Here is a 12,289-nt window from a genome sequence, read left to right on the forward strand (position 1 = left end):
ATGCTGACGAAACGGAAGAATGGCCAAGCGGGCCACACGAGGCTTCAGTCGCTCATCGGTGCGGCCGGCGCGGCTCCCATCGACCGGCGAACCTTCCTTCGGCGCTCCGGTCTTACCGTCGGCGGAATGGCCGCAATCGGCTCATTCCAGCTCGGCACCGTCAGGAAGGCCGAGGCGATCAGCCCGCCACAGCCTGGCGTTCCCATCGAGCTCAGGAAGAGCATCTGCACCCATTGCGCTGTCGGGTGCACCGTTACGGCGGAAGTCCAGAACGGCGTCTGGACCGGTCAGGAGCCGTCATGGGACAGCCCCATCAACCGCGGCTCCCATTGCGCCAAGGGCGCAAGCGTGCGCGAACTCGTACACAGCGACCGCCGGCTCAAATATCCGATCAAGCTGGTCGACGGCCAGTGGACCCGCGTCTCCTGGGACGAAGCGATCGGCGAGATCGGCGACAAGATGATGGAGATTCGCGAGGCCTCGGGGCCGGATTCCGTCTACTGGATGGGCTCTGCCAAGTTCTCCAACGAAGGCACCTACCTGTTCCGCAAGCTCGCCGCCTTCTGGGGAACCAACAACCAGGACCACCAGGCGCGCATCTGCCATTCGACGACCGTCGCCGGCGTGGCCAATACCTGGGGCTATGGCGCGATGACGAACTCCTTCAACGACATCCGCAACTCCAAGACGCTTATCATCATGGGCGGCAATCCGGCGGAGGCGCATCCCATCTCCCTGCAGCACCTCCTGGAGGGCAAGGAGCTCAACCACGCCAACTTCGTCGTTATCGATCCGCGCTTCACCCGCACCGCCGCGCATGCCACGGAATATATGCGCCTCAGGTCCGGCACCGATATCGCGGTGCTGTGGGGCATGCTCTGGCACATCTTCCAGAACGGCTGGGAGGACAAGGAGTTCATCGCCCAGCGCGTCTACGGCATGGACGAGATCCGCAAGGTGGTGGAGCAATATCCGCCGGAGGAAGTCGAACGGATCTCCGGTGTGCCCGGCGAGCAATTGAAGCGCGTTGCCGAGCTGTTCGCCACGCAGAAGCCGGCCACGCTGATCTGGTGCATGGGCCAGACGCAGCACACGGTGGGCACCGCCAATGTGCGCGCAAGCTGCATCCTGTGCCTGGCCACCGGCAATGTCGGCAAGCCCGGCACCGGCGCCAACATCTTCCGCGGCCACGACAATGTGCAGGGCGCAACCGATATCGGGCTCGATGTGGTCACCCTGCCCTTCTATTACGGCCTGACGGAAAAAGCGTGGAACCATTGGGCGCGCGTCTGGGAGGTCGACTACGAGGACCTGCTGTCCCGGTTCGAGTCCAAGGAGATGATGGAAGCGTCGGGCATCCCGCTGACGCGGTGGTTCGACGCGACATTGCTGCCGAAGGACGAGATCGGGCAGAGGGACAATCTGCGGGCCATGTTCGTGCAGGGCCACGCAAGCAACAGTATCACGCGTATTCCCGAGTCGATAAAGGGACTGGCAAAGCTCGACCTTCTGGTCGTGGCCGACCCGCATCCGACCACCTGGGCCTCGCTCGCCGTTCAGGCGGGACGCACGGAGAACACCTATCTCCTGCCGGTGTGCACGCAGTTCGAGACTTCGGGCTCGCGTGTCGCCTCCAACCGCTCGATCCAATGGGGCGAGCAGATCGTCGCGCCCTCCTTCGAGCAGAAGGACGACTATCAGGTTATCTATCGCCTGGCGCAGAAGCTCGGGCATGCCGAGCAGATGTTCAAGAACATCGCCGTCGAGGGCGACCGGCCGGTGCCCGAGGACGTGCTGCGCGAAATGAATCGCGGCGGCTGGTCGACCGGTTATTGCGGTCAGTCGCCCGAGCGTCTCAAGGCGCATATGAAGAACCAGCACAAGTTCGACCTGGTGACGTTGCGCGCGCCGAAGGACGATCCCGAAGTCGGCGGCGACTATTACGGCCTGCCGTGGCCATGCTGGGGCAAGCCGGAACTGCGCCATCCGGGCACCCCGAACCTTTATAATCCGGACCTGCACGTCATGGATGGCGGCAGCCCGTTCCGCGCGCGCTTCGGCGTGGAACGGAATGGCGAGACCCTCCTTGCCGAGGGTTCCTACACGAAAGGTTCGGAGCTTACCGACGGCTATCCCGAATTCACCATGGCCGTCCTGAAGAAGCTCGGCTGGGACGCCGATCTGACGGCGGAGGAACTCAGCGTCATCGAGGGGATCGGCAGCGACATCGACGCGGTTTCCTGGTCGACCGATCTTTCGGGCGGCATCCAGCGGGTCGTGCTGAGCCATGGCTGCCATCCTTATGGAAACGGTAAGGCACGCGCGGTGGCGTGGAACCTGCCCGATCCCATTCCGGTCCACCGGGAGCCGATCTATACGCCCCGGGTCGATCTGGTCGAGAAATATCCGACCCTCCCCGATGCCGTGCAGTTCCGCGTGCCGAACATCGGCTTCACCGTGCAACAGGCGGCCATCGAAAAGGGCGTCGCCAGGGATTTCCCGTTGATCCTCACCTCGGGCCGGCTCGTTGAATACGAGGGCGGCGGCGAGGAAACGCGGTCGAACAGGTGGCTGGCCGAGTTGCAGCAGGAGATGTTCCTGGAGATCAACCCGGCGGACGCCGCCGAGCGCGGCATCTCCGACGGCGGCTGGGTATGGGTGACTGGCGCCGAGAACAATTCGCGCGCCCGGGTGAAGGCCCTGGTGACGGAGCGTGTCGGCAAGGGCGTGGCGTTCATGCCATTCCACTTCGGCGGCTGGTTCCAGGGCGAGGATCTGCGGGGCAACTATCCCGAGGGCACCGATCCTTACGTTCTCGGTGAAAGCGCCAACACCATCACCACCTACGGATACGATCCCGTGACGAACATGCAGGAGCCGAAGGTCACGCTCTGCCAGGTCCAGGCGGCGTGAGTGGGAGGAAAAAATGGCCAGGATGAAATTCCTTTGTGACGCCGACCGCTGCATCGAATGCAACGCCTGCGTCACCGCCTGCAAGAACGAGCACGACGTGCCGTGGGGCATCAACCGCCGCCGTGTGGTGACCATCAACGACGGCAAGCCGGGCGAGCGCTCGGTCTCGATGGCTTGCATGCACTGCACCGATGCGCCCTGCGCGGCGGTGTGCCCGGTCAACTGCTTCTATACGACCGCCGACGCGGTGGTGCTGCATTCGAAGGATTTGTGCATCGGGTGCGGCTATTGCTTCTACGCCTGCCCCTTCGGCGCGCCACAATATCCGCGTACCAGCAATTTCGGCTCCCGCGGCAAGATGGACAAATGCACATTCTGTGCCGGCGGCCCCGAGGCGGATTCCACCGAGGTCGAATATGCGAAGTACGGCGCCAACCGGCTGGCGGAAGGCAAGCTGCCGCTTTGCGCCGAAATGTGCTCGACCAAGTCGCTCCTCGCCGGCGACGGCGAGATCATCGCGGCGATCTACAAGGAACGGGTGACGCAGCGCGGCTACGGCTCCGGTGCATGGGGCTGGCAGACGGCCTACCGCGAAACGATCACGGTCTGACGAAGGGCCGACTCCTCAAAGCGCCACGGGAGGGTTGAGAAAATGCAGGTCTTGAAGCGCGTTCGGCCAATCGGGCCGGTTCTCGCCGCCGTCGTTCTGGCTTTCGGTCTCATCGTCGCTCCGGCGGGAGCGCAGGAGGGCCCATCCGGGAGCAACCCCACCGCGCAGTCGGTGAACGAACAGCAGCTCCTCCAGGAACTGAACAAGATCCAGGGCCGCATCACCATACCGGACGCGAAGGCCGCCACGTTGGAACAGCCGCGCGGCCAAGACTTCCGCAGCTTCCACGAAGGCGCCCTGCCGTGGATCGGCGGGGTCGCCGTGCTCGGAATGCTCCTCGTGCTCGCGCTGTTCTATTTCATCAGGGGCCGCATCCGCACGCGGTCCCAGGAAGCGGGCGTCAAGGTCGTGCGTTTCAATGCTCTCGAGCGCCTGACGCACTGGGTGACGGCCACCGCCTTCATCGTGCTGGCGATCACCGGCTTGAACTTCGTTTTCGGCAAGCGCCTGCTGATGCCGCTCATCGGGCCCGATGCCTTCTCGGCATGGTCGCAATGGGCGAAGTATGCCCACGACTTCTTCTCCTGGGCGTTCATGCTCGGCATTCTGGTCATGGCTGTCCTGTGGGTCTGGGACAATCTTCCCGACCGCTATGACGGCCACTGGCTCAGGGTCGGCGGCGGTTTTTTCGACACGTCGAACAGGACGCACCCTCCGGCTGCCCGGTTCAATGCAGGCCAGAAGCTCATCTTCTGGTCGGTGATCATCGGCGGAATCGCCCTTTCTGTATCGGGGCTCTTCATGCTGTTCCCGTTCGCCTACGCCGATGTGAACGGCATGCAGTTGGCCCAGACGATCCACGCCGTTGTCGGCGTGCTGATGGTGGCCGTCATCATCGCCCACATCTATATCGGCACCTTCGGCATGGAAGGCGCCTACCAGGCGATGGGCTCGGGCACCGTCGATCTCAACTGGGCCAAGGAGCACCACAGCGTCTGGGTGGAGAAGCAGGGCGCCAAGACAGAACCGTCTCAGCCGGCGGCTCCGCCCACACCGGCCGAATAGCAGTTCGCCTACAGCATCAGCCCGAAAACCGGAATCGGTTTTCGGAAAGCACGATGCGTAGATTCAAAGACTTGGAGCGTCCGAACGGACGCACGGCGCTCTAACGCCGCTCACGAGGACGGTTCCTCCGGCTCGGTTGCGGCGGTCGTGCCGCTTCCGGGGTCACCCGTCCAGGCCGAACCCACGAGATTGTGGCCGGGGTCCCCCACCCGCGTGCTTTGCGTGCTGTAGGCTTCCCAGGACGGCCTCTGCTCCGCGCTCATGAAATAGCCAGCGCCGATCGCGATGGCGATGGCGACGACGATTCCCGTCAATACAATACCCATCCCGCTTCTCCCTTCTTCTGTTATTCGAAGCGCCCGCCCGCGCCGGGACCGCCAGCAATCACTGTTGCGGTTGCGTTTGCTGCGCCGGAGATTCCGCGTCGTTCGCCTGCGTTTGATATTGCAGATCGAGCGCCGTCAGCGCGAGCAATGGCGACGGCATGGGGGCGCCGGCAAGCCTGAGCTTCCTGGCTTCTTCCTGGCACGCCGCGATGTCGTTGGCGTCGGCGAGTTGCTCGGCCCTTTCCAGGCTCAGCGGAATCTTTACCTCCGCTTCCGTCGCGGCGGCGGATTGTCCGGCGGATGCGTCCGCCTCGGGCGGATTCCGAACGAAGGCGAGAAGCTCCTGGCAGAGATTGGCCGGTCGCCCGGCCTCGGTCTGTTGAGTGGCCGCCGAATCGGCTGGCGGCGTTGCCGGGGCAGGCGCCGTGTCTGTCTGCGCAAGCGAAGTCGACGCTGCCAAGGCGAAGATTCCCGCGAGAAATATTTTTCTCATCGCATTGATCTCCTTCCTAAAAAAATCTCCGGTTCCGCCGCCGAACGACAGTAGCCGAAAGTGCGGCCAAACGATATAGATCAGCAAAACGAAAGGTGCGCCCGTCCCACCGCCATTCGAGGAGTCATCGCCCCCTCCAGTGGTACGATCCTGACAGATGGTACCCATCTGTCAGGGCAAATCGGCCCACCAGATCAATAGCTTGTGGGCTGACTTCTCCAAACGGATGGGTACCATCTGTTTGGACAGACCACTAGAGGCGATTTCGGCTCCCGTGCCGTACCGGCATGACTTTCACGTTGTCGATGAGCCTTGTTTCTCCCAGCCAGGCGGCCGCAAGCAAGCGCCCCTGCCTATCGGTGGCGCCAAGTGGCTTGAGATCGTCGTCGCCCCGCAATTCGAGATATTCGACCTTGCGGTAGCCCGCGCGGACGATTGCTTCTCTTGCGGTTGCAAGCGCATCATCGACAGGGGCGCCCTCTGTCAGTCGGCCGGACGTGTCGAAAAGGATTTCGGCAAGCATTGGCGCGATCTCGCGCTCCGAAGCCGACAGCCGGACATTGCGGGACGACATGGCGAGACCGTCCGGTTCGCGCACAGTCGGGCAGCCGACGATCTCAATCGGAATGTCGAGATCGCGGGCGAGCCGCCGCACGACGTGGAGTTGCTGGAAATCCTTCTCGCCGAAAAAAGCGAGATCGGCGCCGGACTGGAGGAAGAGCTTCGCGACAACGGTGGCGACGCCGTCGAAGTGGCCCGGCCGGAACGCGCCGCACAGGCCTTCGCTGACGCCGCTTACCGACACCGTGGTGGCGAAGCCTTGCGGATACATCTCGTCCGCATCCGGGGCATAGAGGATATGCGCTCCCAGCGAAGCCAGCTTGGCGGCATCCTCATCCTCAGTGCGGGGATAGGCGGCAAGATCGCTCGAATTGTTGAACTGCGTCGGATTGACGAAAAGCGTCACGATCACCCGATCAGCCTGGCCTAAGGCCGCGCGTACCAGGCTCAAATGGCCTTCGTGCAGGGCGCCCATGGTCGGGACGACGGCAACGCGATGGTTGTCCTGACGCCACGCCGCGACGGCTGTGCGCAACTCGGCGACAGTCCGGACGATGGGTATGCTCATGCCGCATCTCCCCCGGGAACAGCTTCCGCTTCATCCTTGAAGACATGCTCGGGCGCCGGGAACCGCCGCTCGCGCACTTCCCGGGCATAGGCGGCGATGGCCGCTTCGGCCATCTGCCCCAATTCCGCATAGCGTTTGACGAATTTCGGCTGGAAGGCGGTGAAGAGGCCCAGCATGTCATCCACCACCAGGATCTGGCCATCGCAGGCAGGCGAAGCTCCGATACCAATGGTGGGAATTGCGACCTCTTCGGTGATCCGGCGGGCAAGCGCCTCGGGTATCTTCTCCACCACCACGGAAAATGCGCCCGCCTGCGCAACGGCTTGGGCATCGTCGATGACACGCTCCGCATCCTCGCCTTTGCCCTGGACACGATAGCCACCAAGGGCGTTGACCGCCTGCGGCGTCAGGCCGATATGGGCCATGACCGGAATGCCGCGGTCAGTCAGGAAGCCGATCGTTTCGGCCATACTCTCGCCGCCTTCCAGCTTGACCGCCGCGCAGCCGGTCTCGGCCATCACACGGGCGGCATTGCGGAAGGCTTGTTCGGGGCTTCCTTCATAGGAGCCGAACGGCATGTCCACGACCATCAGTGCCCGCTCCAGGCCGCGCCGCACCGCCTTGCCATGCATGATCATCATGTCGAGGGTGACGCCAAGTGTCGAAGGCAGGCCGTGCAGCACCATGCCGACGCTGTCACCCACAAGCACGATGTCGCAATGCGGGTCGACGAGCCTTGCGACCGGCGTCGTGTAGGCGGTCAGGCAGACAAGCGGAGCCTGGCTCTTCCTGACTGCAATATCCGGCGGAGTGAGGGCGGTGTTTCCTCCCGTAGCGCTCATTACGCCTCCTTCCTTGACGTCAGCGGATGACGCGGCTGTTTCGCATATCCTTGTGCGATTGCGAAGGAGAGAATCGCACTGCACAATGCCGCTTGTTCGCAAATTGCGTTGTAGAGCCGATCGCCGGTGGTGTTTCGCCGGATATCTTCGCCTGATAATCCTCTTTAGGGAGAAACTTCCGTGGCAACAGGGCACGACAACGCAAAATGAATGCCAGCGACACACAACAGCGTCACGAACTGAAGGTGGATCTGGTTGCTGTCGTGGCCGCCGTGATCGACGGTGATCCGCGGGCGCTCACCATCAGGCGGGGCAGCGCCCTGCCCGCCGGTCCTTTCGAACTAGGGCACCGTTCACTGCAAGCGGGGCTCCGCGACTGGGTGGAGCAGCAGACCGGGCACCCGCTCGGCTATATCGAGCAGCTCTACACCTTCGCCGACCGAGACCGCATCGCCGAGGAGCACGCTCGGCGGGCGATATCGATCAGCTATCTTGGCCTCACGCGCGACGAATGGAGCGCGAGCCAGCCTCCCCGCGACTGGCAAAGCTGGTATGGCTATTTCCCGTGGGAAGACCACCGCGCAGGCGCACCCTCGATCATCGCCGACGCCATCCTGCCGCACCTGAAGGCATGGACGGAAGAGGCGGGCGGAACGGCGCGCGAGGAGCGGCGGCAGCGTATCGCCATCGCCTTCGGCGTCGACGACCGGCCGTGGAACGAGGAACTCGTGCTGCAGCGCTACGAGTTGCTCTACGAGGCGGCCCTGGTGGAGGAGGCGCTTCGGGGCCGGGGAGAAGAACACACGCCGCCCGTTCCGGGACGGCCTATGATTGCGGATCACCGCCGCATCCTGGCGACGGGGATCGCGCGGCTGCGCACAAAGATCAAGTACCGCCCGGTGGTGTTCGAACTGATGCCGCCGGTCTTCACGCTGCTGCAACTGCAGCGGGCCGTGGAGGCGCTTGCCGGCAGGCTGGTCCACAAGCAGAACTTCCGCCGCCTTATCGAGCAGCAGGAGCTTGTCGAGGAAACCGGCGAAACCACCTTTGAGACCGGCGGGCGTCCTGCCAAACTGTTCCGCTTCCGCCCGGCCGTGCTGATGGAGCGAACGGCCGCAGGCACGAAATTATCCGTCACACGGGCTTGACTCCTTATGCTCAAGGTAAGCATATGCTCAACTTATACTCAGTCGTAGCATAAGGAGATGGCCATGCTCGACGTCCCGAACCGAACAGACGAACTTTACGAGCGAGTGAAGCGGGTGATCCCGCCGGTCGAGTGGCCGGCATTCGTGGAAGACATCGAGGCCATCCTCGAACTGAAGCGCCGGCGCAACGCCGTCATCCTGGCGCACAACTACCAGACGCCGGAGATATTCCACTGTGTGGCCGACATCGTGGGCGACAGCCTGGCGCTTGCCCGCAAGGCCATGGAAACCGAGGCCGATGTCATCGTGCTCGCCGGCGTCCATTTCATGGCCGAAACCGCGAAGCTGCTCAACCCGGACAAGACGGTGCTCACTCCGGACATGGAGGCGGGGTGCTCGCTTGCAGAGTCCATCACGGCCGAGGATGTGCGCCTGATGCGCCGGCGGTTCCCGGGGGTTCCTGTCGTCACCTATGTCAACACGTCGGCTGTGGTGAAGGCGGAGTCCGACATCTGCTGCACCTCCGGCAATGCGCGGGCAGTGGTGGAATCCCTCGGCCGCCCGCGCGTCATCATGCTCCCCGACGAATATCTGGCGAAGAACATCGCCGCGGAGACGGATGTCGAGATCATCGCCTGGAAGGGCCGTTGCGAGGTGCACGAGCGCTTCACCGCCGAAGACATCCGCGACTTGCGGGAGGCTCATCCTGGCGTGTTGGTGCTCGCACATCCCGAGTGCCCGCCGGAGGTGGTTGCGGAGGCGGATTTCTCCGGCTCCACTGCCGCCATGTCGGATTATGTGGGGCGCGAGAAGCCGCAGCGCGTGGTGCTGATGACGGAATGCTCCATGAGCGACAACGTGGCCGTGGCGCATCCGCAGATCGAGTTCGTCCGCCCATGCAATCTCTGCCCGCACATGAAGCGCATCACGCTTGCCAATATCCGCACAGCTCTTGAGGAAAACCAGCACGAGGTGACTGTCGCGCCCAAGGTGGCGGAGCGCGCCCGGCGCGCGGTCGAGCGGATGCTGGCCATATGAGGCAGAGCATCGATGTCCACGATCTCGGCGGGCGGCCGCTGATCGTCGGCGCGGGTATCGCCGGGCTGATGACGGCGCTGCATCTGGCGCCGGAGCCCGTCCTGATCCTGTCCAAGGCACGGCTCGGAGAGGAAGCGTCGAGTGCCTGGGCGCAGGGCGGTCTTGCCGCGAGCCTCGGGCCCGACGACAGCTCCGACCTTCACCTGGCCGACACGCTCGCCGCCGGCGATGGGCTTTGCGATGCACAGATCGCGGAGAAGGTGGTCCGCGCGGCACCGGCGGCCGTCGAAGCGTTGGCAGGCTTCGGCGTGCGCTTCGACAAAGCGGCGGACGGCACGCTGCTGTTCGGCCTGGAGGCAGCCCATCGCCGCCGCCGCATCGTCCATGCCGGAGGGGACGCCACCGGCCGCGAGATCATGCGGACGCTCATCTCTGCCGTCCGCCGAACGCCATCGATCACCGTGCTCGAAGGCATCGAGGTACGGCGGCTATTGGTGGACGATGGCGCCGTGTCCGGCGTTCTTGGTGTCGGCTCTTCCGGTCCGGTGCTGTTCACCACCGGCCGCGTGGTGATCGCCACGGGCGGCATCGGCGGCCTCTTTCACGACACCACAAACCCTTCCGGCTCCTTCGGCCAGGGCCTGGCGCTGGCGGCACGCGCCGGCGCGGAATTCGCCGATCTGGAGTTCGTCCAGTTCCATCCGACCGCCCTCGATGGACATGACAGGCCGATGCGGCTCGTCAGCGAGGCCGTACGCGGAGAAGGCGCGATCCTGATCGATGAAACTGGCCGCCGCTTCCTTGAGGCGGTACCGGGTGCGGAGCTTGCCTCGCGCGACGTCGTGGCGCGCGCGGTGGCCGCGCATCTTGCCAAAGGCCATCGCGTTTTTCTGGACGCGCGGGAGAAGCCCGGCGCCGCCTTTGCCGCGCGCTTTCCCGCAATCGCCGCGGCGTGCCATGCGCGCGGCATCGACCCGTCGCGGGAGCCGATCCCGGTCCGACCCGCCGCGCATTATCACATGGGCGGGATCGCCGTGGACATAAACGGGCAAAGCTCGGTTCCTGGCCTTTGGGCCTGCGGCGAGGTGGCCTGCACCGGCCTTCACGGCGCCAATCGGCTCGCCAGCAACTCGCTCACCGAAGCCGCCGTTTTTTCCCGCTGGGTCGCGGAAAGCGTAGGCGGTGCGACGATGCGATCAAGCCTCCAGCCGGTCTCCGTCCCCGTACCCTGCGCGGCAGATCCCGCGACGCTGCGTTGCGTCGTCTCCCGCGTCCTCGGCGCCGTCCGCGACGGGGAAGCCTTACTGGATGCCATCCCTCTTCTTCTTTCCCTGGCCGACCGCCAGGGCCCCGCTTCCGATCCCGCTGCAATCGCGCTGATGATCGCCGTTTCCGCCCTCATGCGGAAAGAAAGCCGAGGTGCTCACTTCCGCTCCGATTATCCATGCCGGAGCGAGCGCGCCCGGCACGCGCGCCTCACCCTCGATCAGGCGTTCGAGGCCGGACGCGGTCTGATCCCCGAACCCGCCCTCGCATCGGCCCGGAGTGCATGATCCATGGCTATCCCTCCCCTTCCCTCGATCCTGTTCGAGCCCCTGGTCCACTCCGCGCTAGCGGAGGATCTCGGCCGCGCCGGGGATCTTACTGGCGATGCAGTCGTCCCCGCCGGCCTCCACGCCGAAATGACGTTCGTCGCCCGTCAGCCCGGCGTCATCGCCGGGTTCGATCTGGCCGCGCTCGCCTTCCGCCTCATGGACCCGGCGATCGCGCTGCGGATCGCGCGGCCGGACGGCAGCGCAGTCGACGCGGGCGAGGCGATCGCCATTGTGAGCGGGCCCGCGCGCGGCCTTCTTTCCGCCGAGCGCACCGCGCTCAACTTCCTTTGCCATTTGAGCGGCATCGCCACGGCAACCGCGGTGATGGTCGAGGCCGTGAAAGGGCACAAGGCGAAGATCGTCTGCACGCGCAAGACGACGCCGGGACTGCGCGCGGTGGAAAAATACGCTGTGCGCGCCGGCGGCGGTTCGAACCACCGCTTCGGCCTCGACGATGCGATCCTCATCAAGGATAATCACATCGCCATCGCCGGCGGTGTCCACTCCGCGGTCGAGCGGGCGCGCGCGCATGCCGGCCACATGGTCAAGATCGAGGTGGAGGTCGATACGCTCGACCAGCTCGAAGAGGCACTCTCGCTCCGTGTCGATGCGGTGCTCCTGGACAATATGACACCGGACGAGTTGGCACACGCGGTGCGCCTGGTCGGCGGGCGCGCGGTCACGGAGGCCTCCGGCCGCATCACGCCGGAAACGGCCTCGGCAATAGCCGCATCCGGCGTGGACCTCATCTCCGTCGGCTGGATCACCCACAGCGCGCCGGTACTGGACATCGGGCTGGACGTTTTGGCGAAGGGATAGCCGGAAGCCACGGACGCGGCATTTGCACTCCGACCAAGCGAACCGCCCGGGCCAAACCGCTTGACAAGCGGGGGAGTATTTCTTCTACACTGAAACGATCACCAGGGGGGCCCGGACAACGGGCTGAGATACCGCTGGCCTAGCGCAGCGCGGTGACCCTTTGAACCTGATCCAGTTCATACTGGCGTAGGGATGGTGCGACGGCTTTTCAAAGGATCGCCCGATCCGAATCCTGGATCCGAAGACCCGCAGTCAGAAAAGCCTTTTCCTCATCCTCGGCAAGAACTGGGTCTCCTGTGCACACGCAAAGG

Annotated in this window: 11 protein-coding genes and 1 riboswitch; of the genes, 7 read left to right on the top strand and 4 right to left on the bottom strand. The window is 64.5% G+C overall.

Annotation, left to right across the window (positions count from 1 at the left end):
• Genes GM910_RS00835 through GM910_RS00845 form a run of 3 tightly spaced genes read left to right on the top strand, consistent with a single transcriptional unit; the run spans position 1 to position 4,588 of the window.
• Entirely contained in the window at positions 1–2,913 is a 2,913-nt protein-coding gene (locus tag GM910_RS00835) for a formate dehydrogenase subunit alpha (protein WP_159585581.1), read from the top strand.
• A 13-nt stretch (positions 2,914–2,926) separates the two neighbouring features.
• Positions 2,927–3,523 carry a formate dehydrogenase FDH3 subunit beta gene (gene fdh3B, locus GM910_RS00840; RefSeq protein WP_159585582.1) on the top strand — a complete coding sequence of 199 codons (597 nt, stop codon included), beginning with the start codon at positions 2,927–2,929 and terminating at the stop codon, positions 3,521–3,523.
• 42 nt (positions 3,524–3,565) lie between these two features.
• Positions 3,566–4,588 carry a formate dehydrogenase subunit gamma gene (locus GM910_RS00845; RefSeq protein ID WP_159585583.1) on the top strand — a complete coding sequence of 341 codons (1,023 nt, stop codon included), beginning with the start codon at positions 3,566–3,568 and terminating at the stop codon, positions 4,586–4,588.
• A gap of 110 nt (positions 4,589–4,698) precedes the next feature.
• Here GM910_RS00845 and GM910_RS00850 read toward each other — a convergent pair whose 3' ends face one another.
• From GM910_RS00850 to panB, 4 genes are all read right to left on the bottom strand, one after another.
• Entirely contained in the window at positions 4,699–4,914 is a 216-nt protein-coding gene (locus GM910_RS00850; protein ID WP_159585584.1) for a hypothetical protein, read from the bottom strand.
• Positions 4,915–4,972: 58 nt separating this feature from the next.
• Entirely contained in the window at positions 4,973–5,494 is a 522-nt protein-coding gene (locus GM910_RS00855; RefSeq protein WP_246225795.1) for a hypothetical protein, read from the bottom strand.
• A gap of 166 nt (positions 5,495–5,660) precedes the next feature.
• Positions 5,661–6,536, bottom strand: a complete 876-nt coding sequence (panC, locus tag GM910_RS00860) for a pantoate--beta-alanine ligase (RefSeq protein ID WP_159585585.1) — start codon at positions 6,534–6,536, stop codon at positions 5,661–5,663.
• Positions 6,533–7,378: a 3-methyl-2-oxobutanoate hydroxymethyltransferase gene (gene panB / locus GM910_RS00865; protein ID WP_159585586.1), complete on the bottom strand. Its 846-nt coding sequence runs from the start codon at positions 7,376–7,378 to the stop codon at positions 6,533–6,535. Before panB ends, panC begins: the two co-directional genes overlap by 4 nt.
• A 206-nt stretch (positions 7,379–7,584) precedes the next feature.
• On the opposite strand from panB, the gene GM910_RS00870 reads away from it, so the two are divergent.
• From GM910_RS00870 to nadC, 4 genes are all read left to right on the top strand, one after another.
• On the top strand, positions 7,585–8,526 hold the full coding sequence (locus GM910_RS00870) for an NUDIX hydrolase (RefSeq protein ID WP_159585587.1): 942 nt from the start codon (positions 7,585–7,587) through the stop codon (positions 8,524–8,526).
• A 63-nt stretch (positions 8,527–8,589) separates the two neighbouring features.
• A complete protein-coding gene (nadA, locus tag GM910_RS00875) occupies positions 8,590–9,564 on the top strand; it encodes a quinolinate synthase NadA (protein WP_159585588.1) in 975 nt (324 codons plus the stop codon).
• The gene (locus GM910_RS00880; protein ID WP_159585589.1) at positions 9,561–11,117 is read left to right on the top strand and encodes an L-aspartate oxidase; all 1,557 of its coding nucleotides are present in this window, start codon (positions 9,561–9,563) and stop codon (positions 11,115–11,117) included. The genes nadA and GM910_RS00880 overlap by 4 nt, the downstream gene beginning before the upstream one ends.
• A gap of 3 nt (positions 11,118–11,120) precedes the next feature.
• On the top strand, positions 11,121–11,978 hold the full coding sequence (nadC, locus tag GM910_RS00885) for a carboxylating nicotinate-nucleotide diphosphorylase (RefSeq protein WP_159585590.1): 858 nt from the start codon (positions 11,121–11,123) through the stop codon (positions 11,976–11,978).
• A gap of 93 nt (positions 11,979–12,071) precedes the next feature.
• Positions 12,072–12,189, top strand: a riboswitch (TPP riboswitch).
• The last annotated feature ends 100 nt before the right edge of the window (positions 12,190–12,289 follow it).

It is taken from the genome of Chelativorans xinjiangensis, assembly GCF_009812055.1.
GTDB classification, from domain to species: Bacteria; Pseudomonadota; Alphaproteobacteria; order Rhizobiales; family Rhizobiaceae; genus Chelativorans; species Chelativorans xinjiangense.

Bases quoted from the DNA above. Each gene is read 5' to 3' on its own strand.
- fdh3B (WP_159585582.1), top strand. From the start codon at position 2,927: ATGGCCAGGATGAAATTCCTTTGTGACGCCGACCGCTGCATCGAATGC.
- GM910_RS00850 (WP_159585584.1), bottom strand. From the start codon at position 4,914: ATGGGTATTGTATTGACGGGAATCGTCGTCGCCATCGCCATCGCGATC.
- GM910_RS00880 (WP_159585589.1), top strand. From the start codon at position 9,561: ATGAGGCAGAGCATCGATGTCCACGATCTCGGCGGGCGGCCGCTGATC.
- panB (WP_159585586.1), bottom strand. From the start codon at position 7,378: ATGAGCGCTACGGGAGGAAACACCGCCCTCACTCCGCCGGATATTGCA.
- GM910_RS00835 (WP_159585581.1), top strand. From the start codon at position 1: ATGCTGACGAAACGGAAGAATGGCCAAGCGGGCCACACGAGGCTTCAG.
- nadA (WP_159585588.1), top strand. From the start codon at position 8,590: ATGCTCGACGTCCCGAACCGAACAGACGAACTTTACGAGCGAGTGAAG.
- GM910_RS00870 (WP_159585587.1), top strand. From the start codon at position 7,585: ATGAATGCCAGCGACACACAACAGCGTCACGAACTGAAGGTGGATCTG.
- nadC (WP_159585590.1), top strand. From the start codon at position 11,121: ATGGCTATCCCTCCCCTTCCCTCGATCCTGTTCGAGCCCCTGGTCCAC.
- panC (WP_159585585.1), bottom strand. From the start codon at position 6,536: ATGAGCATACCCATCGTCCGGACTGTCGCCGAGTTGCGCACAGCCGTC.
- GM910_RS00845 (WP_159585583.1), top strand. From the start codon at position 3,566: ATGCAGGTCTTGAAGCGCGTTCGGCCAATCGGGCCGGTTCTCGCCGCC.